This window comes from Sphingobium sp. TB-6 (genome assembly GCF_012927365.1).
Lineage (GTDB): Bacteria > Pseudomonadota > Alphaproteobacteria > Sphingomonadales > Sphingomonadaceae > Sphingobium.
In genome coordinates this window covers 48,500-71,491 of sequence record NZ_JABBGL010000020.1, presented here as the reverse complement: position 1 = coordinate 71,491, position 22,992 = coordinate 48,500, and the positions used below count along the sequence as shown (strand labels likewise).

28 protein-coding genes are annotated in these 22,992 nt (G+C 61.4%); 20 read left to right on the top strand and 8 right to left on the bottom strand.

The window, feature by feature from the left end:
- Positions 1-236: 236 nt before the first annotated feature.
- The gene (locus tag HHL26_RS20145) at positions 237-1,052 is read right to left on the bottom strand and encodes a universal stress protein (protein WP_240962537.1); all 816 of its coding nucleotides are present in this window, start codon (positions 1,050-1,052) and stop codon (positions 237-239) included.
- A gap of 343 nt (positions 1,053-1,395) precedes the next feature.
- On the opposite strand from HHL26_RS20145, the gene HHL26_RS20140 reads away from it, so the two are divergent.
- Genes HHL26_RS20140 through HHL26_RS20110 form a run of 7 tightly spaced genes read left to right on the top strand, consistent with a single transcriptional unit; the run spans position 1,396 to position 7,646 of the window.
- Positions 1,396-3,249 carry an assimilatory sulfite reductase (NADPH) flavoprotein subunit gene (locus tag HHL26_RS20140; protein ID WP_240962536.1) on the top strand — a complete coding sequence of 618 codons (1,854 nt, stop codon included), beginning with the start codon at positions 1,396-1,398 and terminating at the stop codon, positions 3,247-3,249.
- A gap of 10 nt (positions 3,250-3,259) precedes the next feature.
- The gene (locus HHL26_RS20135) at positions 3,260-4,978 is read left to right on the top strand and encodes an NADPH-dependent assimilatory sulfite reductase hemoprotein subunit (RefSeq protein ID WP_169576666.1); all 1,719 of its coding nucleotides are present in this window, start codon (positions 3,260-3,262) and stop codon (positions 4,976-4,978) included.
- Positions 4,971-6,176, top strand: a complete 1,206-nt coding sequence (metB, locus tag HHL26_RS20130) for a cystathionine gamma-synthase (protein WP_169576665.1) — start codon at positions 4,971-4,973, stop codon at positions 6,174-6,176. Before HHL26_RS20135 ends, metB begins: the two co-directional genes overlap by 8 nt.
- A gap of 5 nt (positions 6,177-6,181) precedes the next feature.
- Entirely contained in the window at positions 6,182-6,427 is a 246-nt protein-coding gene (locus HHL26_RS20125) for a hypothetical protein (RefSeq protein WP_169576680.1), read from the top strand.
- Between the two features lie 31 nt (positions 6,428-6,458).
- The gene (locus tag HHL26_RS20120) at positions 6,459-6,953 is read left to right on the top strand and encodes a redoxin domain-containing protein (RefSeq protein WP_169576664.1); all 495 of its coding nucleotides are present in this window, start codon (positions 6,459-6,461) and stop codon (positions 6,951-6,953) included.
- A complete protein-coding gene (locus HHL26_RS20115) occupies positions 6,943-7,272 on the top strand; it encodes a hypothetical protein (protein WP_169576663.1) in 330 nt (109 codons plus the stop codon). The genes HHL26_RS20120 and HHL26_RS20115 overlap by 11 nt, the downstream gene beginning before the upstream one ends.
- Complete coding sequence (locus HHL26_RS20110; RefSeq protein WP_169576662.1) at positions 7,272-7,646, top strand: DUF488 domain-containing protein; 375 nt, start codon at positions 7,272-7,274, stop codon at positions 7,644-7,646. The genes HHL26_RS20115 and HHL26_RS20110 overlap by 1 nt, the downstream gene beginning before the upstream one ends.
- A 118-nt stretch (positions 7,647-7,764) precedes the next feature.
- On the opposite strand, the gene HHL26_RS20105 is transcribed toward HHL26_RS20110, so the two are convergent.
- Entirely contained in the window at positions 7,765-8,184 is a 420-nt protein-coding gene (locus HHL26_RS20105; protein ID WP_169576661.1) for a helix-turn-helix domain-containing protein, read from the bottom strand.
- Between the two features lie 70 nt (positions 8,185-8,254).
- On the opposite strand from HHL26_RS20105, the gene HHL26_RS20100 reads away from it, so the two are divergent.
- Complete coding sequence (locus HHL26_RS20100) at positions 8,255-10,033, top strand: chloride channel protein (RefSeq protein WP_169576660.1); 1,779 nt, start codon at positions 8,255-8,257, stop codon at positions 10,031-10,033.
- 94 nt (positions 10,034-10,127) lie between these two features.
- On the opposite strand, the gene HHL26_RS20095 is transcribed toward HHL26_RS20100, so the two are convergent.
- The 4 genes from HHL26_RS20095 to HHL26_RS20080 all read right to left on the bottom strand — a co-directional run bounded on the left by HHL26_RS20095 (position 10,128) and on the right by HHL26_RS20080 (position 12,947).
- On the bottom strand, positions 10,128-10,976 hold the full coding sequence (locus HHL26_RS20095; protein ID WP_169576659.1) for a LysR family transcriptional regulator: 849 nt from the start codon (positions 10,974-10,976) through the stop codon (positions 10,128-10,130).
- Between the two features lie 201 nt (positions 10,977-11,177).
- Positions 11,178-11,672: a DUF6306 domain-containing protein gene (locus HHL26_RS20090; RefSeq protein ID WP_169576658.1), complete on the bottom strand. Its 495-nt coding sequence runs from the start codon at positions 11,670-11,672 to the stop codon at positions 11,178-11,180.
- A 10-nt stretch (positions 11,673-11,682) separates the two neighbouring features.
- A complete protein-coding gene (locus tag HHL26_RS20085; RefSeq protein WP_169576657.1) occupies positions 11,683-12,531 on the bottom strand; it encodes a LysR family transcriptional regulator in 849 nt (282 codons plus the stop codon).
- A gap of 89 nt (positions 12,532-12,620) precedes the next feature.
- Positions 12,621-12,947 (bottom strand): hypothetical protein, encoded by a 327-nt coding sequence (locus HHL26_RS20080; protein ID WP_169576656.1) that lies wholly within the window; start codon positions 12,945-12,947, stop codon positions 12,621-12,623.
- An 89-nt stretch (positions 12,948-13,036) separates the two neighbouring features.
- Here HHL26_RS20080 and HHL26_RS20075 point away from each other — a divergent pair, with 89 nt between their 5' ends.
- The 7 genes from HHL26_RS20075 to HHL26_RS20045 all read left to right on the top strand — a co-directional run bounded on the left by HHL26_RS20075 (position 13,037) and on the right by HHL26_RS20045 (position 16,806).
- Positions 13,037-13,273: a hypothetical protein gene (locus HHL26_RS20075; protein WP_169576655.1), complete on the top strand. Its 237-nt coding sequence runs from the start codon at positions 13,037-13,039 to the stop codon at positions 13,271-13,273.
- Between the two features lie 98 nt (positions 13,274-13,371).
- Positions 13,372-14,013 (top strand): peroxiredoxin, encoded by a 642-nt coding sequence (locus tag HHL26_RS20070; protein WP_169576654.1) that lies wholly within the window; start codon positions 13,372-13,374, stop codon positions 14,011-14,013.
- Entirely contained in the window at positions 14,013-14,702 is a 690-nt protein-coding gene (locus tag HHL26_RS20065) for a carbonic anhydrase (RefSeq protein ID WP_169576653.1), read from the top strand. Before HHL26_RS20070 ends, HHL26_RS20065 begins: the two co-directional genes overlap by 1 nt.
- Positions 14,699-15,097: a hypothetical protein gene (locus tag HHL26_RS20060; RefSeq protein WP_240962534.1), complete on the top strand. Its 399-nt coding sequence runs from the start codon at positions 14,699-14,701 to the stop codon at positions 15,095-15,097. The genes HHL26_RS20065 and HHL26_RS20060 overlap by 4 nt, the downstream gene beginning before the upstream one ends.
- A 75-nt stretch (positions 15,098-15,172) precedes the next feature.
- The gene (locus HHL26_RS24635; protein WP_169576652.1) at positions 15,173-15,871 is read left to right on the top strand and encodes a superoxide dismutase; all 699 of its coding nucleotides are present in this window, start codon (positions 15,173-15,175) and stop codon (positions 15,869-15,871) included.
- A 12-nt stretch (positions 15,872-15,883) separates the two neighbouring features.
- On the top strand, positions 15,884-16,141 hold the full coding sequence (locus HHL26_RS20050; RefSeq protein WP_169576651.1) for a hypothetical protein: 258 nt from the start codon (positions 15,884-15,886) through the stop codon (positions 16,139-16,141).
- A 71-nt stretch (positions 16,142-16,212) separates the two neighbouring features.
- Positions 16,213-16,806, top strand: coding sequence for a response regulator (locus tag HHL26_RS20045; protein WP_169576650.1), 594 nt, complete (start codon positions 16,213-16,215; stop codon positions 16,804-16,806).
- A gap of 5 nt (positions 16,807-16,811) precedes the next feature.
- On the opposite strand, the gene HHL26_RS20040 is transcribed toward HHL26_RS20045, so the two are convergent.
- Positions 16,812-17,705 (bottom strand): ATP-binding protein, encoded by an 894-nt coding sequence (locus HHL26_RS20040; protein WP_240962533.1) that lies wholly within the window; start codon positions 17,703-17,705, stop codon positions 16,812-16,814.
- A 520-nt stretch (positions 17,706-18,225) separates the two neighbouring features.
- Here HHL26_RS20040 and HHL26_RS20035 point away from each other — a divergent pair.
- From HHL26_RS20035 to HHL26_RS20020, 5 genes are all read left to right on the top strand, one after another.
- Entirely contained in the window at positions 18,226-18,801 is a 576-nt protein-coding gene (locus HHL26_RS20035) for a ferritin-like domain-containing protein (protein ID WP_169576649.1), read from the top strand.
- 5 nt (positions 18,802-18,806) lie between these two features.
- Positions 18,807-19,211, top strand: a complete 405-nt coding sequence (locus HHL26_RS20030; RefSeq protein ID WP_169576648.1) for a c-type cytochrome — start codon at positions 18,807-18,809, stop codon at positions 19,209-19,211.
- Positions 19,212-19,276: 65 nt separating this feature from the next.
- Positions 19,277-19,852: a hypothetical protein gene (locus HHL26_RS24070; RefSeq protein WP_206377554.1), complete on the top strand. Its 576-nt coding sequence runs from the start codon at positions 19,277-19,279 to the stop codon at positions 19,850-19,852.
- Between the two features lie 86 nt (positions 19,853-19,938).
- The gene (locus tag HHL26_RS20025) at positions 19,939-20,472 is read left to right on the top strand and encodes a uracil-DNA glycosylase family protein (RefSeq protein ID WP_240962532.1); all 534 of its coding nucleotides are present in this window, start codon (positions 19,939-19,941) and stop codon (positions 20,470-20,472) included.
- Positions 20,473-20,479: 7 nt separating this feature from the next.
- Positions 20,480-21,025 (top strand): DUF488 domain-containing protein, encoded by a 546-nt coding sequence (locus HHL26_RS20020; protein WP_169576646.1) that lies wholly within the window; start codon positions 20,480-20,482, stop codon positions 21,023-21,025.
- A gap of 10 nt (positions 21,026-21,035) precedes the next feature.
- Here the strand turns inward: HHL26_RS20020 and pgm are convergent, their stop codons facing one another.
- The gene (pgm, locus tag HHL26_RS20015; protein WP_169576645.1) at positions 21,036-22,715 is read right to left on the bottom strand and encodes a phosphoglucomutase (alpha-D-glucose-1,6-bisphosphate-dependent); all 1,680 of its coding nucleotides are present in this window, start codon (positions 22,713-22,715) and stop codon (positions 21,036-21,038) included.
- Between the last annotated feature and the right edge of the window lie 277 nt (positions 22,716-22,992).

Below are 22,992 nucleotides of genomic sequence, written 5' to 3'. Positions count from 1 at the left end.
GCATCGCCCCGCTCCCATATCAAAACGCGGACTCCGGCTCGCCATTTTCTCCTCCTTCCGAGCAGAACGGCACCTTATATATATCGCATTACGATATTAATTCAAGTCGCTCCCCGACCTTTTGGACTGAGGACCCAACTCAGGACCGTATCGGCCCAATGAGTGTATCACAGCCAAAAAATATGTGCGGCTTCCGGTCGCTTGCAAAGGTTTGACAGTCCAGACGATACTCTCCTTCAGTGCGACAGGAACAATGCGGGACGGACCAGGCTTTCCAGTAGATATTGCGTCGTGCCGCCGAAGATGAAGCGCTGGAGGCGCGGGTGACCAAACGCCCCTGCGACCAGGATATTCGCGTCCATTTTTCTGACAGCATCGAGAATCGCCGGGCTGGCGTCGCCATGCGTGTGGACCACATCTGTGGAAGCGCGAACGCCCTGATCGTCAAGATACTGGACCGCGCGCGCACCATCGCATGGCCGCGCCATCGCATGGGGGACCGTCAGGAGAACGACGCGATCGGCCTTTTTGAGCAGCGGGACCGACCGCCGGAGAGCCCGAGAGGCTTCGCGTCCACCGTCCCATGCGACCGCTATCGTTCCCCCGACGTCGGGTGGTCTGTCGGCGATGAATGCTGGCCGACGTTCATCGAGCAAAATCTGCTGGAATGCGCTCGCAAAAAAGCCGTGCCCACCCGCGGCCGAGCGTTCCCAGACAACGACATCGGCTAAGCGGGTCGCACTCCGCAGCCCGAGCCAGTCGTCCGCCGTCACCGTCTCGAACGAGGTCTTGGGATAATCCAGCGCCGTCAGAAGTTCGCCGCAACGGGCGCGCCCGCGCTCGGTCTCCTCCTGGATCGCGGCCACCGCAACATCGGTCACACCGAACCCGCCTTCATACGCCCAATTGAACAGACCGCTCGCCGACGGTGAAGCGAACACCACCGAGATCGTCGCATCAAACGGTGCGGCAAGCGCTTTTGCGACTGACAGCGGCTGTGCATCGCTGGCGGTCCCGAGAACAGGCACGAGAATGTTGGTCCAGACCATCATCGGCTCCTTCGATCATGCGCCATCCTGATGCCCTGCTCGACGAAGCCCGTTGGGCTTCGCGTACGATGCAAAAGCATCTCGCCGTTATAGTGACCTAAATTTATCTGCGGACAAGCGAATGCTATTGCCGCTTAACCGCAAACTATTTGTTGTTATACTGCCATGTGAGGCCCACACACGTGGCAAGAGCTTCGCGCGGTCATCATGCGAGCTTTCGGTCTTCCGGACAAATATCAACAATATATTTGCGCTAAAATACCAATAATACTCATTTGCCTTATATATCGATGCCGCCCACAATGTTTTTCCTGAGCGAAAGCCGCTTCAAGCAACGGCATCTGGGATGATCCGACCGATCACCGACGCCAGGAAAGGAAGCTGGACGCCGAGGAAGGAACGCATGTCTGCATCTGAGCTTTCGGGGAACCCCCTGACCCTGGAACAATGGCGACAGGTCGAAGGACTAACCCGGTCACTCGATCTGATGCAGGTGCGCTGGCTCAGCGGCTATTTCGCCGGGCTTGACGCCGGTTTGCGGATGCCGCAACCGCAGCCGGCGTCGTTTGCCGCAGCGCGTGCGCTCACCATTCTCTATGGCACCGAAACCGGCAATGCCGCGGAGCTCGCCCAAACGCTCGCGGCAGCCGTCACAGACAAGGGGTTGACCTGCACCCTCCACGACATGGCGGACTATAAAGTGCGTCAGCTCGGACAGGAGCAGGATCTGCTGATCATCGTCAGTACCTATGGCGAAGGTGACCCACCACAACCTGCAACCGGCTTCTTTGAGTTTGCCGAGGGCCGTAAGGCACCTAAACTCGAGGGCGTTCGGTTCGCCGTCCTGGCTCTCGGCGATTCAACCTATGAATATTACTGCCAGGCCGGCAAGCGCCTCGATCAGCGCTTCGAGGAACTCGGTGCCGAACGTCTTGCAGCCCGTGTCGATTGCGATGTGGACTATGAAGAACCCGCCAAGACCTGGATCGCGGCGACCGTGGGCATGCTCGTAGCGGAAGTCGCCACCAATCGCGCACCGAGTGTACCCCTGGTGGGTCCAGTCACCGGCGCGCCAGTGGCCACCTATGACAAGCGCACCCCTTTTCCGGCTGCGATCATCGAGAACATCGCGATCGTCGGCCGGGGTTCCACCAAAGAAACCCGACACATCGAATTCTCGCTGGCGGGCTCGGGGCTTACCTATGAGCCCGGCGACGCGCTCGGTATCGCGACCCCGAACGATCCCGCTGTCGTCGCTGAACTACTGGAGGCTCTCGGGCTCGCACCCGAGGCCGATCTCGAGATCAAAGGCAACCACTGCACGCTCGGCGAAGCGTTGACCCATCGCTTCGAGATCACGGCAGCAACGCCGCGCTTCCTCGACTATTGGACGCTCGTCAGCGATGTAACCCTGCTCAAGCAATTGCACGAGGAAGACCGCGTCGGCGAGCGCTCGGTGTTCCTGCGCACGCATCACCTCATCGACATCGTCCGCCGCTTTCCCGTGCGGGACATCATGCCGCAAGGCTTCGTCTCAGCACTTCGACCGCTGCAGCCCCGGCTTTATTCGCTGGCGTCGAGCCTTAGTGCCGCGCCCGACGAAGCGCATCTGACGGTCGCGCCGCTGCGGTACACCCTCCACGGTGCGGCGCGCAGCGGGGTCGCCTCCGGTCTCCTTGCAGACCGCGCGGATGTCGACACCGTCCTTCCTGTCTATATCCAGAGCAACCAGCATTTTCGGCTGCCGACAACAGATGCGCCGATCCTGATGATCGGTGCCGGGACCGGGGTCGCGCCCTATCGGGCCTTCCTGCAGGACCGTGAGGCCAAGGCCATTTCCGGCAAGAGTTGGTTGTTCTTCGGCGAGCGGAACTTTCGCACCGATTTTCTTTATCAGAGCGAGTGGCAGGACTGGCTCAAGGACGGAAGGCTCAGCCGCATGGACGTCGCTTTCTCGCGCGACCGCGCTGACAAAGTCTATGTCCAGCATCGGATGAAGGCGCAGAGCCGCGACGTCTTCGCCTGGCTGGAAGAGGGCGCGCATGTCTACGTCTGCGGGGATGCCGCCAATCTTGCACCGGACGTCCATGAAGCCCTGATCGATATCGTGGCACATGAAGCGCGTACCGGCCGCGAGTCAGCGGAGGACTATGTCCGCTCTCTCCAGGCCGACCACCGCTATCAACGCGATGTCTATTGAAGGGCCTGAAATGACCGACGCGACCGTCATCGACCGCACGCGCGACCTGTCGCAACCACTCGAACGGCTCGGTCCGGACGAGAGCATGAAGGACCGCAGCGACTATCTGCGCGGCACCATCGCCGATGGCCTGCTCGACCAGATCACCGGTGCGGTTCCCTCAGCCGATGACGTGAAGCTAATGAAGTTTCACGGCATCTATCAGCAGGACGATCGCGATCTGCGCGACGAACGCCGGCGCCAGAAACTCGAGCCTGCCTTTCAGTTCATGATCCGGGTCCGACTGCCCGGCGGCGTCTGCACGCCGGCGCAATGGCTGAAGCTTGACGAACTCGCTCGCGCTCATGGCGGCAAAACGCTGCGCATCACCACCCGGCAGACCTTTCAGTTCCATTGGGTTCTGAAAGACAGCCTGCGGCCCATCATCCAAGGATTGCACGACACACTACTCGACACCATCGCGGCGTGCGGTGACGACAGCCGCGGCGTGATGTGTACGGTCGATCCGCAAAGCTCGCGCTTCCATGCCGAGGTCGCTACCCTGGCAAAGCGCGTCAGCGACCATGTCATTCCCAAGACCCGGGCCTATCACGAGATCTGGTACGGTAACGAACGGGTCGCCACATCAGACCCTGAAGAGCCGTTCTACGGTCGCACTTACCTGCCCCGGAAGTTCAAAATCGGCTTCGCGTTGCCGCCCTCCAACGATATCGACGTTTATGCTCAGGATCTTGGGTTCATCGCGATCGCGGACCGAGAAGGGCTGGCCGGGTTTAACGTGGCGATCGGCGGCGGCATGGGCCGCACCGATCAAGCGCCCGAAACCTATCCGCGGCTCGCTACCGTCATCGGATTCGTTCCCGTCGATAGCGTCATCGGCTGCGCCGATGCGGTCATGGCTGTTCAGCGCGACTATGGCAACCGCAAGGATCGCCAGCGCGCGCGCTTCAAATATACGATCGACGACAAGGGTCTCGACTGGGTCAAGGCCGAGATCGAGCAGCGCATGGGCGTCCCGTTCGAAAGCCCGCGACCCTTCGAGTTCACGTCGAACGGCGACAGCTATGGCTGGAACATAACCCCTGACGGTCGTCACCATCGCACACTCATCATTGAGAACGGACGTCTCAATCTCCAGCTGCTCGATGCGCTCAGAGATATCGCCCGCGTCCATCGCGGGACGTTCCGGCTGACAGCCAACCAGAATCTCATCGTCGCCGGCGTCCGGACGGAGGATCGGGCGGCGATCGATGCCATCCTAGCCGAGCATTTTCCGGACATCGATCACTTTTCGATCCTGCGGCGGACCGCGATCGCCTGTGTTGCCTTGCCGACCTGCGGCCTCGCTATGGCGGAAAGCGAGCGCTATCTGCCATCGCTGCTCGACAAGATCGAGGCGATCCTCGCCGAGAACGGCCTTTCGGACGAGCCGATCACCATCCGCATGAGTGGCTGCCCGAATGGCTGCTCGCGGCCCTATATCGCCGAGATCGGGCTGACAGGGCGGGCGCCCGGCAAGTATAATCTCTATCTTGGCGGGGGTTTCCATGGCGAACGCCTGAACCGCATCTTTCGGGAGAATGTCGGAGAAGCGACAATCCTGGAGGTGCTGGCCGAAGTCCTCGCCCGCTATGCTCGCGAGCGGCAGCCCGGCGAGCACTTTGGAGATTTCACCATTCGCGCCGGCATCGTCCGCGAAGTAGCCGAAGGGCGATTCTTCAATGACTAAACCCATAGACGGCCTTCCGCGCCCGCAGACCATCACCGCGGCCTATGGCGTGGCCAGCGACACCGCATTCGGCGCCGTGGCGCCGCCGCTATACCTCTCGAGCACATACGAGTTCGCCGGATATGACGAACCGCGCATGTATGATTATGGTCGCGCCGGAAACCCGAATCGGGAATTGCTTGGCGATGCTCTCGCCAAGCTCGAAGGCGGTGCCGGCGCCGTCATCACGTCGAGCGGCATGTCCGCGCTCGATCTCCTGGTGGGCCGGCATCGGCCGGACGATCTGATCCTCGCGCCGCATGATTGCTATGGCGGTACCATGCGGCTTCTCAAGGCCCGCGCGGATTTGGGTCATTGCAGCGTACGGTTCGTCGACCAATCCAACATCGGCGCGTTCGAGGCCGCACTCGAGGAAGTGCCCGCGCTCGTCCTGATCGAGTCTCCAAGCAATCCTTTGATGCGCGTCGTCGATATCGCCGCACTCTCGAACAAGGCACGGACAGCCGGGGCAGCGATCGCCGTCGACAATACCTTTCTGTCACCCGCTTTCCAGCGCCCGATCGAACTCGGTGCGGACTATGTGATCCATTCCACGACCAAATATCTCAATGGTCATTCGGACGTGATCGGCGGAGCGGTCGTGGCGGCCGACCCCGCGCAGGTTGAGCAATTGCGATATTGGGCGAATGTTATCGGGAGCGCGGGCGCTCCGTTCGATGCCTGGCTGACATTGCGTGGTCTGCGCACGCTCTTCCCACGCATGGAGCAGCAGCAGATCAACGCCATGTCGATTGCGAACTTCCTTGAGAACCATCCTGCCGTAACAAGGGTTCACTATCCGGGCCTGGCCTCGCATCCAGGTCATGCCATTGCCTCGCGGCAGCAGCGCGGTTTCGGTGCGATGCTGAGCTTCGAACTGCACGGCGGCGTTCCCGCTGTTCGCCACTTCATCAGCGCTGTCAGGTTCTTCACGCTCGCGGAATCGCTCGGCGGCGTCGAAAGCCTCGTCGCTCATCCAGCGACGATGACCCACGCGGACATGGGGGAAGAGGCGCGAGCGACGGCCGGCATTAGCGATAGCCTGTTGCGACTTTCGGTTGGTCTGGAGGCCGAACAGGATCTGCTCGCCGGCCTGGAGGCCGGCCTTTCAGCCTGCAGTGCTGATGGCCGCCAGCTGCACGAAAAAGGGAAGGAATAGCAATGATGTCCGGATATGTTTTCCTGGTCGATATCTTCGCCGCCATCCTCGCCGTCACCGGCTTTTCGATGGCGTTTCGGCAGTCGTTTGTCCGGCGTCTTATTGGCCGGCCACCGCCACCGGCCTCCACGATCGTCGCGGCGAACAGCGATGAGGAACCGATCACCTACATCCTGCGCATCGCCGGCGTGATGGTGATGGTTTTTGGCATCGCGATCGGGGGAATGGTGACGCTGTTCAGCCTTACCTAGCGATAGCCGCAGTCCACGAAAGGAGATCTCGATGGACAACACGGCCGCCTCGATCGCCCCGGACTGGCATGTGGCGCAATGGTTCAATGTCGCCAGCCCGCTTACCCTTGAGGGTCTGCGCGGCAAGGTCGTCGCCCTTCACGCCTTTCAAATGCTGTGTCCGGGCTGCGTTACGATCAGCATCCCCCAAGCCCAGCGCATCGCACGCGCATTCGATCCCGACCAGCTCGCCGTCATCGGCATACATACCGTGTTCGAGCATCACGACGTGATGACACCGCAGGCGCTCGCCGTCTTTATTCAAGAATTCCAGCTGAGCTTCCCTATCGCCGTCGATCTACCAGCATCGTCGGGACCGATCCCACAGACCATGGCTGCTTATGCTATGCAGGGGACGCCGACACTGATCCTGATCGACCGCCGCGGCCGGCTGCGCAAACATGCGTTCGGGACGGAGCACGACATGCGCGTCGGGGCCGATATCGCCTTTCTCCTAGCAGAACCGGAGCTGTCCAATGACCCATGACTGTGATGATCCGATCGATCCCGACGAGCTTGCCGCCGCCGTCCGTTACATCGCGCAGCGTCACCGCGCTGAGGATCGTCCGCTCGAAGTTCTGGCAGAAGAGGTCGTTCATGAACGCTTCCACAATCGCCTAATGCCAGACGAAGACAATCGGACAGGAGGCGCTTATTCGGATCGCGTCATCGAGATCTGCCGCCAGGTCCGACTTCTGCTCGCAAGCGGGACCGTCATCGACGCCATTGACGAAGCATCTATCGAGTCCTTTCCCGCCAGCGATCCGCCAGCGTGGATTGGACACAGACCGCCTGGAGACAGGTGATGAGCACGCTGCGTATCAAGCGCATCTATGAGCCCGCGTTGCCGAGTGACGGCTTCCGCGTTCTGGTCGACCGGCTTTGGCCCAGAGGTGTGTCCAAGGCACAGGCGGCCCTCGATCTCTGGCTCAAGGAGATTGCACCGTCAGCGGAGCTGCGGGAATGGTTCGGCCACGACCCAGCGCGGTTCGACGAATTTGCGACGCGCTACCGCGCCGAGCTGAAGACCAATGTCAAGGCGATCGACCAGCTTCGCGGCATCGCCAAAGCCCGCGACACGACCCTGCTTTATGGCGCGCACGATAGGGATGCGAACCAGGCGGTCGTCCTCGCGGCGTTTCTTGTCGACCAAGGGCTGCATTTCGAGCGTGATGCCTGAAGAGACTTTCGACCGCGTCGCCCTTTCATAGACGCACATTATGCAACGCCACCTCGGCCCGGATCAGCGCCAGAGCGCAGCGCACTCCCCGCCTGATCGCGTCACCCTATCTGCCGGTTCAATCGAGTTTGTCGAATATCTCGAGCAGCAGCGGGCGCAGCCGCCGGATTTCCTCGCGATGCACCGTCGAAAGCGACGCGAGAATATCATAGGCCTTTGCGGTCAACCGCAGAAGCGAACGACGACGATCGTCCGGTGACACCTCGCGGACGATCAGACCCAATGCATCGAGGCGATCGACCAAGCCTGTCGCGCTATGCGCCTTCAGGATCAGCCGCTCGGCGATATAGCCGACGGTCGCATGGTCGGCATCGGCGGCGCGAATGGCGAGCAAGGCTTGATGCTGTTGCGGGGTGAGCCCGAGCATGCCTGCATTCGCCTCGCTAAACGCCTGAAAGCGCCTGATTTCATGGCGAAAATCCGCCAAAGCGCGATAATCTTCATCAGCCAGCAAAGCGTCCTTTGCGCGCACAACCATTCTCCGCATTGAACCATATCGCATTGCGATATAATGCGCCCCCTCCAACAGCAAGAGGTTATGCCCGTCTATGTCCCTAACCCCGACGCGAGTCGTTGAGACCCATCAATTAGCAGACCATTCCGTCGATCTCCGGATGCCGCTGCTGGCGCTCATGGCTCTGGTTGTGGGAACCGGCGGCGCGGTAGGCGCGTGGGTGCTCGTGAAGCTGATCGCGATCGCAACCAACCTGTTCTGGTTCGGACGGTTCTCGGCGGACCATTCGGTCATCACGGACAGCAATGTCGGCTTTCTGGTGGTGGTCATCCCCGTGATCGGAAGTCTGCTTGTCGGACTGATGGCGCGCTTTGGATCCGACAAAATCAGAGGGCATGGCATACCCGAAGCGATTGAGACGATCTTGTTCGGTGAGAGCCGGCTCTCCCTCAAGGTTGCGCTGCTCAAGCCGCTGTCTTCGGCCATTTCCATCGGCAGCGGCGGACCCTTTGGCGCTGAAGGACCAATCATCATGACCGGCGGCGCCATAGGGTCGCTCTTCGCCCAATGCTTCCATCTGAGCGCTGCGGAACGAAAGACTTTGCTCGTTGCAGGCGCGGCCGCAGGTATGACCGCGATCTTCGGCACCCCGCTCGCCGCCATTCTTCTGGCGGTCGAGGTGCTCCTATTCGAATGGAAACCGCGCAGCTTTGTACCCGTCGTCGTCGCGGCGATCGTTTCTTTGGCGTGGCGGCCCCTTTTCCTTGGTTCGGGTCCGATGTTTCCGATGATCGCAACCGCGCCCGCTTCAAGTTGGGGCCTGCTCGCCGCGGCCGGCGTCGGCCTTCTGGTCGGTTTTGAGGCAATGTTGCTGTCGACGTCGCTCTACAGGATCGAAGACTTATTCCACAAGTTGCCCGTCCATTGGATGTGGTGGCCGGCGATCGGCGCGATCGTCGTTGGTCTTGGCGGCTTGATCGACGCGCATGTCCTGGGCGCCGGCTATGCGAGCATCGAAGCCCTGTTGGCGGGTTCGCTGGCGCTCAAGGTTGTCGTCGCGCTCCTCGCCGTGAAGGCGGTGGTCTGGCTCGTCGCGCTGGGCTCGGGAACGTCGGGCGGCGTCCTTGCGCCCCTGCTCATCCTCGGCGGGGCGGCCGGTTTCCTGATCGGCCAGTTCCTCCCTGGCGACGCGAGCTTCTGGGCGATGATCGGCATGGCCGGCATCATGAGCGGCGCGATGCGCGCACCGATGACCGGCGCGCTGTTCGCTGTCGAACTCACCGGCCATTTCGAAGCGGTTCCTTACACAGTCACGGCCGCCGGCGCCGCCTATGCAATCAGCGTCTTGCTGATGCGCCGGTCGATCCTCACCGAGAAGATTGCGCGGCGCGGACGCCACATCCTTCAGGAATACACCGTCGATCCGCTCGATCTCCTGCAAGCGGTGCAGCTCATGACCCCTCATCCGCAAACGCTCTCTGGGGGGCTGACAATCGAACAGACGCTCGCTTTCTTCACGACCCAAGCCGAACATCGCAGCTATCCGGTCGTGGATGGCGAAGGGCGACTGATCGGTCTCGTATCTCGAACCGATGCACTGCGCTGGCAAATCGACCAGAGCCTCGCGAAAACCCTGCTCTCCGATGCCATCTCCGATTCAGCGCAACCCGTAGCCTATCCCGACACGCCCAGCGGAGTCGTGGCCGATCTGATCATCGAAACCGGAATCGGCCGGATCCCCATCATCGACCGCGAAACCCGCAGGGTGCTCGGGATATTGTCGCGTCAGGATCTCCTTAAGGCACGCAGTGCGAACCGGCTTGCTGAAACCGGTCGCAACCGGTTTGTCGGCCGAACCAATCCCGCGTCCTGAGGGTAGCAGTCAAAGAAGCTCGGATGCGGGGTCAGCCAGTCCATCCGAGCCTGCTCCACCCGGCGCACCGCAGCGCAATCCCGGTCGCGGGCGATCAGACGGCGATCTTGGCGGCGGCGCGAAGCCCCTCGCGGATCCGGTCCATCACGCCCGGATCCGCTTTGGTGGAGTGCACGACATAAGCGGAATAGGAGAATTCTGGGCTGCCGGGGACAAGGACAAGACGGTTCTCCTCAAGGTAGGAGCGGATGAATCCTTTCCGGAAATAGCCACTGCCGCCCGTCGCCAAAATATATTCTAGCGCCAGCGGGCCGTAGCTGATCGAAACCACGGCATTGGGATGATCCGGAAAGGCAGCCTGGAAGCTCGCCGCAAACTCATCGCCCCAATCGATCTGGACATGGTCTTGCGGGGACAGGGGCGTCGTCGTGGGCGTGGTTCTCACCATCACCAGCTTCTCTTCGAACAGGAGCTCGGCGATGACACCCGGCCGGTGCGGCGCGGCATAAAGGATCGCGACATCGAGCGATCCATCCTGGACCTGCTCCATCAGATTCTCGGCCGTGTCGATCTGGGTCCGAACCGCGATTTCGGGACATTCCCGCCGCATCCAGAGAAGCCAGTGGCGAAGGAGCGGATTCCACAGGCTCAGTTCCGCGCCCACGGTGACCACCGTCTCACGACCCGGCGGCAAGGCCACCGCCCGGCGTGCCCGGGACCACACCTGCACCAGCGTCGTGGCGAACCGCAGGAACTGCTCGCCCGCAGGCGTTAATTTGGCGCCGGCCTTGTTGCGGATGAACACCGGGCAGTCGAGTTGTTCTTCCAGGACCCGGATACGTGCGCTGACCGCGGTCTGGGTGAGGTTGAGATTGGCGGCAGCCCCCACGAAGCTGCCGGTCTTCACAACCTCAAGAAAGGTTCGCGCTATCCCGATGTCCACTGCACAAATTCCTTACGCTTAACGCGTATTCATATTCGATTTTCGATTGCAATAGCGCGGGACACGCGCCCACTCAAGGGCGCAGCGGGTTGCGTTGAGCTGTTCGTCAATCCTGCGTCTGGCTAGGTCGGAACATATAACCCGTTGTGAAACGACATGATCGCCCTGCGCCACACGACGTGCATGTGTCGGGCGGCGGGCTCAACGTGCGGCGTTTTCCGCATTAAGGAGCACAGCAGCGCTCTGGATATTCTGCCTATGGCTTTCCAGCATTTCCTTGAGGGCGCCGTGAAGCTGCTCGTCGCGCACACGCGGGAGCATCTCTTCCAGCTTTCGAACAACCCATGCCTGGCCCCGATTGAGGAAAGCCAACCGATCAAAAGGATCCGCGATCGCCAGCGCCTTTTCCCGAAACGCACCCGTCTTGCGCGACGGTGCCGCCTCCAGGCGTGTGATCTGCTCGGCGAGCATTGCGCACCATCGCGCTTCATCGGCCCGAACCGTACGCATCAGCGACGTATAGGTGCGTGTGGCCGGCATTCTGCTGCTGGCGAGCGCGACCTTGGCCCCCGCTCGCTCGGCCTCAAGCAACGCGTTGAGATGCTCGACAATTTCGTCGCGGCCAGCATAGCCCATATAGACATCGTCGGCCTCGGCCATGTAGCAAACCGGAGATGAGGGCTCGTCTGGTATCATGGATCACCTGTCACACTGAAAGCGCCGCAGCTTCCCGAAGGCCCGCTCGGATGCGATTCATTACCTCTTGGTCGGCTTTGGTCGAATGTACCACATAAGCGGAGTAGGAGAATTCCGGGCTGTTCGGCACGAGCGCGAGCCGCCCTTCATCGAGATAGGAGCGGATAAAACCCTGGCGAAAATAGCCGCAACCACCTGTGGCTAGGATATAGTCGAGAGCGAGCGGACCATAGCTGATCGACACCACCGCATTGGGTTCGTCGGGAAAGGCCGCCTGGTGGCTCGCTGCAAATTCCTCGCCCCAATCCACTAGCACGTGATCCTCGCGGGCGAGAGGTCGGTCGGTCGGTGTCGTGCGGACCAGGATCAGCTTCTCTTCAAACAGCAACTCCGCGATGATCCCCGGCCGGCTCGGGGCCGCGTAGAGCACGGCAACGTCCAGCGATCCCTCCTGCACCTGCTCCATGAGACGCTCTGAGCCATCGATATGTGTACTGACAGCGATGTCCGGACATTCGCGCCGCATCCACAGCAGCCAGTGCCGCAAGAGCGGACTCCATAGGCTGAGTTCGACCCCTACGGTAACGACAGTTTCCCGACCGGGCGGCAGAGCAACTGCGCGCTGCGCGCGCGCCCAGACCTGAACCAATGTGGTTGCAAATCGCAGAAACTGCTCGCCGGCAGGTGTGAGTTTGGCGCCAGCCTTGTTGCGGACAAACAGCGGCCGATCGAGTTGGTCCTCCAACACCCGGATACGGGCGCTGACCGCGGTTTGGGTTAAATGGAGATTGGCCGCCGCACTTACGAAGCTGCCTGTCTTGACGACTTCCAGAAAAGTGCGGGCGGCGCTGATGTCCATACAGCAAATTCCTTATGCTCAAAGCGCAATAATATTCATTTGCTTTATAGATGCTAGCGGATCGATGGTCCCAGTGCAAGGTGAGACCCTCACCGCCCAACCAGCATCGAAGAGCATGCAACGATCGAGCATAATGCGCAGTGAGACATCCAGGATCCTTCCGGCCCGAACGCCCGCCCAGGAAGTCTGAGCTGTACGCGACCATCGGTGCGCTTTCCCTCCTGCTGGTCGGCGTCGGCCTCGGCATCCTTTATTTTCATGATCGTGGGTTCTTCAGTACGGGCTTCTCGATCGCCGCGATGACGTTCTTCGCAGCGGTCTGTGTCGGTATTGTCGTCAGCCTTCACATCGAACGGTCGGCACAGCGCCAGGTGCGTGGAAGATCGCACGAGATTCCGCCGCCTTTCGACATTCATTTCGTCTGGCCGCCGGTCTCCGGCCCATCCAGACCAACGCACCGCAAGGATGTGAGCCAGCGACCGAGCGGACAGCGGCGGAGCCGGCTATGGCGATGAAGAAAGGCCACCACATAGTCCGCATCCAGACGGGCAAAGATGAGAATGTCCGATCGCCGCATGTAAACTGGATGGTCGCAATCGTGGGCGCCATCGTGTCGATCCGGGTGATGCTGTGGCTGGTCGAAGAGGCCCGTGTCATCGACAAGAATGACGACGCCGTTGCGATGCTCCTCGCTTCTGTCGCGGCCCTATTTTCCATTGGATGGCTCGCCCCCAAGCGCTAAGTTTACAACAACATTATTTATATAAAATATGAATATCATTCGCTTGTTTGATGTTTGCCAGCCCCTCACAATGGGCCGCGCAGCATGAAGGAGTCTCCATGACCATCCAGCTTGGGCAGATTGCCCCCGACTTTGAACAGAACAGCACGCACGGCCTCCTGCGCTTCCACGACTGGCTTGGGTCCAGCTGGGGCGTCCTGTTCAGCCACCCGAAGAACTTCACTCCGGTGTGTACCACCGAACTCGGCGAAGTCGCCAAGCTGCGTCCTGAATGGGACAAGCGCAACGTCAAGCCGATCGGACTCTCGGTCGATCCAGTCGAAGCGCATCGCCGATGGGAGGGCGACATCGAGGAAACCCAGGGCGCGAAGCTCGATTTTCCGATGATCGCCGATCCCGATGCCCGCGTCTCGACGCTGTACGACATGATCCATCCGGAGAGTGATCCCACCGTCACCGTCCGATCGGTTTTTGTCATCGATCCTTTGCGCAAGGTCCGCCTGATCCTGACCTATCCGCCCTCGACGGGGCGCAATTTTGCGGAGATCCTGCGCGCGATCGACAGCCTGCAGCTTACCGACGCCCGCAGCATCGCAACGCCGGTCAACTGGAACCCAGGCGAGCCTGTCGTCATCTCGCCCAAATTGTCCGAGGAAGAGGCATCGCGCCTGTTCCCGCAGGGGTACACCACCCTCAAACCCTATCTGCGGGTCGTCGATCTCGAGAAGACTGGTCAGTGATGAGCCTGCGGGAGAACAGGGCGGTCGCAAAACCCGCCACCGTGACGCGCGGTGACGATAATGACCTTGCCGACCTGTTCGCCCGCAATCAGGCTTGGGCAAATTCCAAGACTTTGGTCGATCCGAGCTTCTTCAGCCGCCTCGTCGGCCAGCAGCGGCCCAGCTACTTCTGGATAGGATGTTCGGATAGCCGCGTGCCTGCGACCGAGATCGTCAACCTCGATCCCGGCGAGATGTTCGTCCACCGCAACGTCGCCAATCTCGCAATGGAGAATGATCCCAACTTTGCAGCAGCGCTGCAATTCGCGATCGAGGCGCTGCACGTTCAACATATTATCGTCGTCGGCCATTATGGCTGTGGCGGCATTCAGGCCGCCATGGCGCCCGCAACCGCCGATGCGATCGGCGATTGGCTCGCACCGGTGCGGGAGGTTCACCACGCGCATCCCTGCAAGGCCGCACCTGATCAGGCCGACGCCAATGCGCTGTGCGAGCGGAACGTCGTCGCTCAGGTCGAAGCCCTCGCCGCCAACCGCCTCGTGCGTACTGCATGGGCGACCCAAGCCGACCTGACGTTGCACGGATGGGTTTATGCGATCAGCGATGGTCTGTTGCGCGCGGTCTGCGAGCCGGTCCACCGGGATGGTCGCGGCGTGCCTCCACCCGACGGCACGGCGCGCGCGCGATGAGCATGCTTCGCTCACCGTCGGCCTTGGCCGCTGGCCGTGGCGGAGCGCAGCTCGCGGTCGCCATTGCGGCCTGCCAACGGGCCATCACGTCAAGTCGCGTGCTCGATGGCGAGATCGCCTTGGCCGTGTTCCCCGCTTTGATCGAACTGCCGCGTATCGAGGCCGGGATCTGGTCGCAAGCCGACGGCACACGCGTGCGGGCGCTGCGCTATTCCGAAGTCCGCTCGGCAGCCGCGACCCTTGTCCCGCCAGGCTGCTGGATCGAAGAGGACGGCGCCCACGCAATCGTCGCGGGCGCGCAAGGATCATGGGCGGGCGACCATGCACATGGTGCGATTTCGCTCTGCATCGCGGCGCTAAGCGCGCGCGTCGCGGGAGCCGGCCATGATCGCTGAGCTGCCGAACAGCGCGCCAGCCAGTCGCCGGTGCATGCGAACTGCTTCTGTTCCCTCAAAATCTGGAGATTTACCGTGGCTGATCTAGGCTCAAGCACCTTACGGTCCTCTGTCGCAGGCGCCGTCGCATTCGAACTCCCTCCCCTTCCCTATGGCATCGATGCTCTGGTGCCCGTCCTCTCCGCGGAGACGTTGACGATCCATCACGGCAAGCATCATGCGCGCTATGTCGAGACGCTTAATCGTCTGCTGGCCGAACGGAATGAAGCGGCATCGACACTCGAGTCCGTCATTCGCGCCGCCCATGCGAACGGCGCGCAAGGGTTGTTCAACAATGCAGCCCAAGCCTGGAACCATGGCTTCTTCTGGGAAAGCATGACGCCGGCGCCCACTCAACCGGGCGATGTGCTCACCACTGCCATCAACGCCAGCTTTGGCGGGCTGGAAGCGCTCGGAACGCGCTTCGTTGCAGAAGGCGCAGGCCATTTCGCGTCCGGCTGGGTCTGGCTCGTGGCGCGGGGCAACAGGCTTGAGGTCATCTCAACCCATGATGCCGGATGTCCTGTTCTGGATGACGGTGTCACCCCGCTCCTGTGCTGCGACGTGTGGGAGCATGCCTATTACATCGACTATCGGCAGGATCGCGCCCAGTGGCTGACGCTGTGGTGGACCAAGCTCGCCAACTGGTCCTTCGCCGAGAAACAATATGACGCCGCCCTCGGCCGAGGCGAGCCCTGGCAATATCCGGCGCCGTCACCTGTTTCTGTCAAATGAAGAGGAAACGAGATGCTAGTCGATGTCTTTGATGGTCGCGACCATAAGAATGCCACACCCACCGGATGCTTCCATTTTGCGCGCTCCCCAACCCCGGGCGAGCAGGTCGAGATCAATGGCAAGATCCAGATCGTCACCCGCGCCTGGCATCAGCCCGGCCGCTGCTATGCCGGCGCGAAATTCGCCATTTTGATCAGCGAGCAGGTGGCACCGGTCGGCGAGACGGAACCGTCAACCCCTGCCTATGACGTGGCTGGAGAAGTAGTCTAGCGCGCGGTCCGCAGCATGAGACCGACGCGCTGCGGAAAGAAACCATCGAGCGGCGCGGAGAGGTATGTATAATGGAGAACCCGCAAGGGTCCGCGCCGGATCACAATATCGTCCTCGTCGTTGAGGACGAACCGCTTGTGCGCATGTTCGCCGCCGAAGCCCTTATGGATGAGGGTTATCGCGTATTCGAGGCTCATGACGCTCGTGATGCGCTCACGATTCTCGACCATCGTCGCGATATCGGCGTTGTCGTCACTGACGTCGAAATGCCGGGTGGCATGGACGGCCTGGCGCTCGCCAGCACGATCCGCGACCGCTGGCCCGAAACGGTCATTCTCGTAAATTCAGGACGCGTACGTCCCGAGCCCAATGCCTTGCCAATCGGCGCGGGCTTTATCGCCAAGCCCTATCGCATAAGCGAGCTGGTGGACCAGCTTGAGAGGTTGTTGGAGCAAAACGGCGTGCGTCGGCGCTCCGACGACGATATTCTCGAAGCGTGGTACGCGGCCGAAATCGCGCACGCCAAGGCCGATCCCGTCGATAAACCCACCCTTCGCGCGCGCGCCATGGCAGCCGAACAGATGGCGATTGCACGCTTTGGGTACGGTGCTCATTCCGCTGTCTATGATGCGCGGTTCCCCGACAGACCGCCGCCGCGCCCATAGGGGAATCACTCGGGTGACGAGCCGGCGCTTCCCATCGACAAGTCGATCGATCCAGCGAGCTTGCACAGGGACTGGTGGGGGTCGGTGGAATCGACGCCACAGGGAAAAAAGAGATCAAAGGTGGTGCCGACATCGATCGCGGTGTCGATCCTCAAGAAGCCTCCGGACTGTCGCATGAACGCATCAACCTGCGGGATGCCCAGTCCCGTACCGGCGCTCGCCTTGGTGGTAAAGAAGGGATCGAAGATTCTGCGCCTGACGCCCGCGTCCATGCCCGTACCATTGTCTCTCACGCGAACCCGGACGTAATGATCGGACCCTAGGTCGCGCGATACGGGTCGTGAAACCAGAGCGGTGCTAATCTCGATGGTCCCACCGTCGGGCATGGCATCCCGCGCGTTGACGACGAGATTCATGATCGCGGCGTTGAACTGCGGAAATTCAAATTCAAAATCCGGGACGTTGGGACCGAGCTGTACCACAATCCGAATACCCGATCCGGCAGCATATCGCAGCAGGCTTTCCAATCGTACCAGGGCATCATTGACGTTTTGAGCGTGGATGTCGCAATCATGGCCGCTCGCGAAGTTGAGTAGTCGAGCGGTCATCCGCAACCCGCGCTCTACCCCTTCCTGCGCGCCCACGAGAAAGTCGGTGAACAAAGAAGGATCGTCAGCATGTCGTTCGGCAAGACGCACCGCGGCGGAAATCACGCCGAGGACGTTCCGGAAATCATGCACGAAACCCCTGCTCATCTGACCTAGAGCGAGCATCCGCTCGATCGCGCTGGAGCTCAGTGCTGGTGGCGCGTGATCCTTATTGGTTGGCGTTGCAATGTCGCGCGCACGGCCTGACATCCCGAAACCGACCGACGAGCTCAATGGTGTATCGACCGGCATATGAGGGTGTCCCTTCCTGCCACATGACGCCGAGCGTCATCCCTACGCGATTCGTGTACCAACAATTGCGCGCAGGCTTAAAGGAAGTCGAATTAATATTATTGCCCGTTTGTAACACCAAAATTGCATATAAATCCCCTTTAGAGCAACACGGATAATATAGACGCCCTCTTCCGCTATGTGGACGCTCTGCTTGTGCCACCTCACCCTGCACGAATGCGAGCACATGCCCCTCGCCCTTCCCTAAAGGCTGGTTGTCGAACCCCCCATCGCTCGTCCCGACGCTTTCTACTTGGGAAGCGCGCATCGGCGTGTCCGGCAGTCTGATCGGCCCCGTGATCCACCCTCTTCCCATTTTTCGGGAACCTTTTGCGATGCGTCTCATCAAATGGACAAAAGGAAACGATCGACGATGGGTGACCACAAGTTGCTCGGAGCCGACTGGACAACGGATTCTTCGCAAAGCGGCGGCGGGAGATGTCCGACCAACAATAGTGATCCAAGAAGGAGGACCAGCAAGATGATCGATATCCCGAGCAGCAGCCGCCGCGCCGTTCTTACCCGTGGCGTGACCACGCTTTCCGCGGCCGGACTGGTCGCTTTACTTGGCGGCGGCGTTCCAGCTGCGGCGAGGCAAGCCGATCGGCCGGCGCAGGATGTGCAACTTCTCAACGCCGCCCTGGCGCTGGAGCATGAAGGGATCGCCGCCTATCAGATCGCCGCACAAAGCGGACTTCTGTCAGCGGATGTCCTCAAGGTGGGCATCACCTTCCAAAGCCATCACAAGACGCATCGCGATGATCTGGCGGCGGCAATCGGACGCCTGGGTGGCGTCGCTGCCACCAGCAAATCGATCGCTGACTATGCCGCTTCGCTCGGCGCAGGCGCCCTGAAAACCCAGGCTGATGTCCTCAAGCTCGCACTGCGCCTCGAGCGCGGTGCCGCAAACGCCTATCTGGGCATCATCCCGTCGCTCCAGGCGACCGAGTTTCATCTGCTCTCCGCGCGCCTGGCCGGCGATGAGGCATTTCATGCCGCGATCCTTGGGAATGTTCTGAACGAACCCATTCCGCAACAGGCGCCGATTTTCGGATAGGCTTTATGGCCGACGCCAAATTCCGAGCGGGAACACGCGCGCTCGCGCTTGCGGCGGTGATAGCGATCAACGGCGCGGCACTCGGGGGGGGCGGCGCGCCGCGCGGCGATGCGGTCCGCGGAGCCGACCTCTATCAGGCGAAATGTGGCGCATGCCATTCGCTTGATAGCAATCGCGTCGGACCGGCACATCGCGGCGTCGTCGGACGACGGGCGGGCCATGTTGCCGGCTTCCACTATTCAACGGCGCTCAGCGCGTCCCACATTGTCTGGACCCCCGCCAATCTCGACCGTTGGTTGACAGCACCGACAGTCATGGTGCCCGGCACTATGATGGGCTTTCGTGTGAGTTCGCCGCAAGAGCGGGCCGATATCATCGCTTATCTCGCGCAAAATCCATCCCGCCGGTGAGCGTCCGGCGACAACCAAGGGATTTCGGTCGCGGTGCCGATGACCCCAAGAAACGGAGAAACCTCATGGCGATCGATGACGCCGCAGATTTACCACGCGAAGCAGTCGGCATTTTTCACAGTTCGGAGCAGTTGCAGGACGCGATCGACGCGCTGCTCAGCTCGGGCTTCCATCGGTCCGAGCTCAGTCTGCTGGCAAGCGAACAGGCAGTCGAGGAGAAACTGGGCCATCGCTATTCCAGAGTAGATATTCTCGCCGACAATCCGGACGTGCCACGCGCCGCCTTTGTGTCGACCGAAGCGATTGGCGACGCGGAGGGCGGTATCATCGGCGGGCTGGTGTATGTAGGTGCGCTCGCCGCGGTCGGTGCGATCGTCGCAACAGGTGGTACGCTGCTCGCCGTCATCACGGGTGCCGCCCTTGCGGGTGGCGCCGGTGGACTCGTCGGTTCGGTGCTCGCCAAATGGCTCGGAGAGCATCATGCGCATTATCTCGAGGAACAAATCATACGCGGCGGACTGCTGCTGTGGGTAAGAACGCGAGACCCTGCGAGCGAGGTGCGCGCCATCGATATTCTGAGGAAATACTCAGCGGATCAGATTCACATCCACAGCCTGCCCCACGCCGCGCTGGACGCGTGAACGATCTGGAACACTTGCTGGCGGAGGTCCGGGCTTGCACCGCATGCGGCGACCTCTTGCCCCTCGGTCCGAGACCGGTCCTGCAGATGTCCGCAACCGCCCGCATACTGATTGCAAGCCAGGCGCCAGGCACCAAGGTCCACGCCAGCGGCGTTCCCTTTTCCGATCCGTCGGGCGATCGGTTGCGCGACTGGATGGGTATATCTGAGGATCAATTCTACGACGCCGCCCATATCGCCATCCTTCCCTTGGGCCTGTGCTATCCGGGGCGCGCTGGACAAGGTGACGCCCCGCCCCGCCCGGAATGCGCACGGCTGTGGCGGGAGCGGCTGCTCGCAGCAATGCCCGGGCTACGCCTGACGCTTCTGGTGGGAAGCCATGCCCAAAATCATGTGCTCGGTCCGGGACACCTTACCGAACGAGTCCGCGATTTCGCATCCTATCTACCCACCTTGTTCCCGCTTCCGCACCCCTCATGGCGCGTGACGATCTGGGCGCGAAAACACCCCTGGTTCGAGGAGGAGGTTCTTCCACACCTGCGCGCCGCGATCCGGCAGGCCTGGCCCGAGCTGGAAAAGATCGCGCGGCATCGCGGCGCCGCGACCGACGTGCGGGGCTAAGCGTTCGATGTCGGCCGCCCAACCCATCTACACGGTCGGACATTCGACACGGTCGATCGCGGATTTCGTCGCGCTGCTTCAAGTCGGCAAGGTGGAACTGGTGGTGGACATTCGCAGCATCTCCCGCTCGCGCGCCAATCCCCAATTCAACCGCGACACGCTGCCAGCCACCCTTGCGTCATGGCAGATCGACTATGAGCAGATCCTGGCATTGGGCGGCCTGCGCAAGAAATCGAAGACGATTCCGCGAGAGCTCAATGGCTTCTGGATCAATCCGAGCTTCCATAATTATGCGGACTATGCCCTGTCCGACACATTTCGGACCGGCTTGGATCTTCTTCTCGCGCATGCGGCGGATCGACGCTGCGCGATCATGTGTGCCGAGGCCGTCTGGTGGCGATGCCATCGCCGGATCGTGGCCGACTATCTCCTGCTGAAGCAGCAAGACGTCTTCCACCTGATGGGGCTTTCCCGCATCCAACCTGCCGTCATGAACGCCGCGGCACGGGCCGACGCGGGTGGTCTCGTTTACCCGGCTGTTGCTGCGGATTGAGCCGGCCCCTTCAGTGGGCATGATCGCCAGCGGCCTCTCTCCGGGCGAACACGCCTTCGACGATCGTCTGGGCATCGCGCTGAATCGCGCGCAAATGGTCGGCACTGCGGAAGCTCTCGGCGTACAGCTTGTAGATCGGCTCGGTTCCGGATGGGCGCGCGGCAAACCAGCCACCCGCGGTTATGATCTTGATACCGCCGAACGGTTCGCCCCCGGCAGGTGCGGCGGTCAGTTTCGCCTCGATCGGTTCGCCAGCGAGTTCGGTGGCGGAGATCCGATCGGCCGTGGCGCGGCGCAGCACATCCATCTGCTCCGGCGCTGCCGGTGCGTCGATCCGTTCGTACCAGAATTGCCCAAATTCTTGTGTCAGCGCGTCATAGGCCTGGTTCGGATCGGACCCGGAGCGCGCCGTGATCTCGGCTGCCAACAGGCCTAGCGCCAAACCGTCCTTGTCGGTCGTCCAGACCAAACCATCGCGGCGAAGTAAGGAGGCGCCGGCACTTTCCTCGCCAGCAAAGCCAAGGGTGCCGGAGTAGAGGCCGTCGACGAACCATTTGAACCCGACCGGAACTTCGACAAGCGGCCGGCCAGCGCGGTGCGCGATGCGATCGATCACACTGCTGCTCACCATCGTCTTGCCGATACCGCAGCGCGGCGTCCATTGCGGGCGATGATCGATCAGATACGCGATCGACGCCGCCAGAAAATGATTGGGCGTCATCAGACCACCTGTCCGCGTGACGATGCCATGGCGGTCGGCGTCGGTATCGTTGCCGAACGCAAGGTCGAAGCGGTCGCGCATGCCGATCAGCCGGGTCATGGCATAAGGCGACGAGCAATCCATTCGGATCTTCCCGTCCCAATCCGCGGTCATGAAGCCGAATGTAGGGTCGACCATGTCCTCGACGACAGTTCCATTGAGGCCGTACCGGTCGATGATCTTGGGCCAATAGTGCACGCTGGCACCACCCAAAGGATCGATGCCGAGTGCCAGCCCTGACCCCGCAATCACCTCCATGTCGATCACGCCGGCGAGATCCCCGATATAGTGATCCATATAGTCGTGGGAGTGCACGCGCACCGATTGGCGCGCCCGTGCATAAGGAACACGCCGGACATTTTGAATGCCGGCCTTCAGCAGTTCGTTCGCGGTGGCTTCGATCCAGCTGGTAACGTCGGACCCGGCGGGGCCGCCCGTCGGCGGATTATATTTGAAGCCGCCATCTTCCGGGGGATTGTGCGAGGGGGTGAGCACGACGCCATCGGCCAAGCCGGCCGTCCGGCCACGGTTATAGGTCAGGATGGCATGGGAGATGACGGGGGTCGGCGTGAAGCCCTCGTCGGCATCTATCATCGTCTCCACGTCGTTCGCGACGAACACCTCCAGCGCGGTGACAAATGCCGGGCGCGAGAGGGCGTGGGTGTCGACGCCAAGGAATAGCGGACCATCAATACCCTCGCGCTTGCGATGCAGGCAGACGGCCTCGGCCACCGCGATGATATGTGCCTCGTTGAACGCATTGTGGAACGCCGATCCGCGATGGCCCGAGGTGCCGAAATGGATGCGCTGCGTCGCCACCGACAGGTCCGGAACGCCAGCATAATAGGCATAGATCAGCTTGGCGGGATCGATGAGCTGGGCGGGCCTCAACAGCTTTCCGGCAGCCGGATCGATGAAATCGCCGCTCATGGCGCGACCGCATGGAAGCGCCGACAAGGTGAATATTTAACAGCAATATCTTTCATGTAAATGCCCAATAATATTCATTTGCTACATGAGATTAGCGGGCCGATGATGCCTCCTGCAAGATGGAGTTTGCGCACTCGCCCAAAAGCATCCGCGAACATCATCTCGAACATTGTGTGGTCGAGACGAATATTGAAAGCGCAATGGCCAGTTTTCTAACTGTTCGGCGCCTTGGAATTCATCCGGGCAGTAGCACGGCACGCTTCCAGGCACTGGGTTC

Excerpts from the sequence above, each read along its gene's own strand:
- HHL26_RS20125 (WP_169576680.1), top strand. The coding sequence starts at position 6,182 with ATGTCCGGATATGTTTTCCTGGTCGATATCTTCGCCGCCATCCTCGCC.
- HHL26_RS20050 (WP_169576651.1), top strand. The coding sequence starts at position 15,884 with ATGCTAGTCGATGTCTTTGATGGTCGCGACCATAAGAATGCCACACCC.
- HHL26_RS20140 (WP_240962536.1), top strand. The coding sequence starts at position 1,396 with ATGATCCGACCGATCACCGACGCCAGGAAAGGAAGCTGGACGCCGAGG.
- HHL26_RS20025 (WP_240962532.1), top strand. The coding sequence starts at position 19,939 with ATGTCCGCAACCGCCCGCATACTGATTGCAAGCCAGGCGCCAGGCACC.
- HHL26_RS20135 (WP_169576666.1), top strand. The coding sequence starts at position 3,260 with ATGACCGACGCGACCGTCATCGACCGCACGCGCGACCTGTCGCAACCA.
- HHL26_RS20110 (WP_169576662.1), top strand. The coding sequence starts at position 7,272 with ATGAGCACGCTGCGTATCAAGCGCATCTATGAGCCCGCGTTGCCGAGT.
- HHL26_RS20100 (WP_169576660.1), top strand. The coding sequence starts at position 8,255 with ATGTCCCTAACCCCGACGCGAGTCGTTGAGACCCATCAATTAGCAGAC.
- metB (WP_169576665.1), top strand. The coding sequence starts at position 4,971 with ATGACTAAACCCATAGACGGCCTTCCGCGCCCGCAGACCATCACCGCG.
- HHL26_RS20145 (WP_240962537.1), bottom strand. The coding sequence starts at position 1,052 with ATGATGGTCTGGACCAACATTCTCGTGCCTGTTCTCGGGACCGCCAGC.
- HHL26_RS20045 (WP_169576650.1), top strand. The coding sequence starts at position 16,213 with ATGGAGAACCCGCAAGGGTCCGCGCCGGATCACAATATCGTCCTCGTC.
- HHL26_RS20020 (WP_169576646.1), top strand. The coding sequence starts at position 20,480 with ATGTCGGCCGCCCAACCCATCTACACGGTCGGACATTCGACACGGTCG.
- HHL26_RS20065 (WP_169576653.1), top strand. The coding sequence starts at position 14,013 with ATGAGCCTGCGGGAGAACAGGGCGGTCGCAAAACCCGCCACCGTGACG.
- HHL26_RS20115 (WP_169576663.1), top strand. The coding sequence starts at position 6,943 with ATGACCCATGACTGTGATGATCCGATCGATCCCGACGAGCTTGCCGCC.
- HHL26_RS20085 (WP_169576657.1), bottom strand. The coding sequence starts at position 12,531 with ATGGACATCAGCGCCGCCCGCACTTTTCTGGAAGTCGTCAAGACAGGC.
- HHL26_RS20080 (WP_169576656.1), bottom strand. The coding sequence starts at position 12,947 with ATGAATGTCGAAAGGCGGCGGAATCTCGTGCGATCTTCCACGCACCTG.
- HHL26_RS20075 (WP_169576655.1), top strand. The coding sequence starts at position 13,037 with ATGGCGATGAAGAAAGGCCACCACATAGTCCGCATCCAGACGGGCAAA.
- pgm (WP_169576645.1), bottom strand. The coding sequence starts at position 22,715 with ATGAGCGGCGATTTCATCGATCCGGCTGCCGGAAAGCTGTTGAGGCCC.
- HHL26_RS20090 (WP_169576658.1), bottom strand. The coding sequence starts at position 11,672 with ATGATACCAGACGAGCCCTCATCTCCGGTTTGCTACATGGCCGAGGCC.
- HHL26_RS20060 (WP_240962534.1), top strand. The coding sequence starts at position 14,699 with ATGAGCATGCTTCGCTCACCGTCGGCCTTGGCCGCTGGCCGTGGCGGA.
- HHL26_RS20070 (WP_169576654.1), top strand. The coding sequence starts at position 13,372 with ATGACCATCCAGCTTGGGCAGATTGCCCCCGACTTTGAACAGAACAGC.
- HHL26_RS24070 (WP_206377554.1), top strand. The coding sequence starts at position 19,277 with ATGGCGATCGATGACGCCGCAGATTTACCACGCGAAGCAGTCGGCATT.
- HHL26_RS20105 (WP_169576661.1), bottom strand. The coding sequence starts at position 8,184 with ATGGTTGTGCGCGCAAAGGACGCTTTGCTGGCTGATGAAGATTATCGC.
- HHL26_RS20030 (WP_169576648.1), top strand. The coding sequence starts at position 18,807 with ATGGCCGACGCCAAATTCCGAGCGGGAACACGCGCGCTCGCGCTTGCG.
- HHL26_RS20040 (WP_240962533.1), bottom strand. The coding sequence starts at position 17,705 with ATGCCGGTCGATACACCATTGAGCTCGTCGGTCGGTTTCGGGATGTCA.
- HHL26_RS20035 (WP_169576649.1), top strand. The coding sequence starts at position 18,226 with ATGATCGATATCCCGAGCAGCAGCCGCCGCGCCGTTCTTACCCGTGGC.
- HHL26_RS20120 (WP_169576664.1), top strand. The coding sequence starts at position 6,459 with ATGGACAACACGGCCGCCTCGATCGCCCCGGACTGGCATGTGGCGCAA.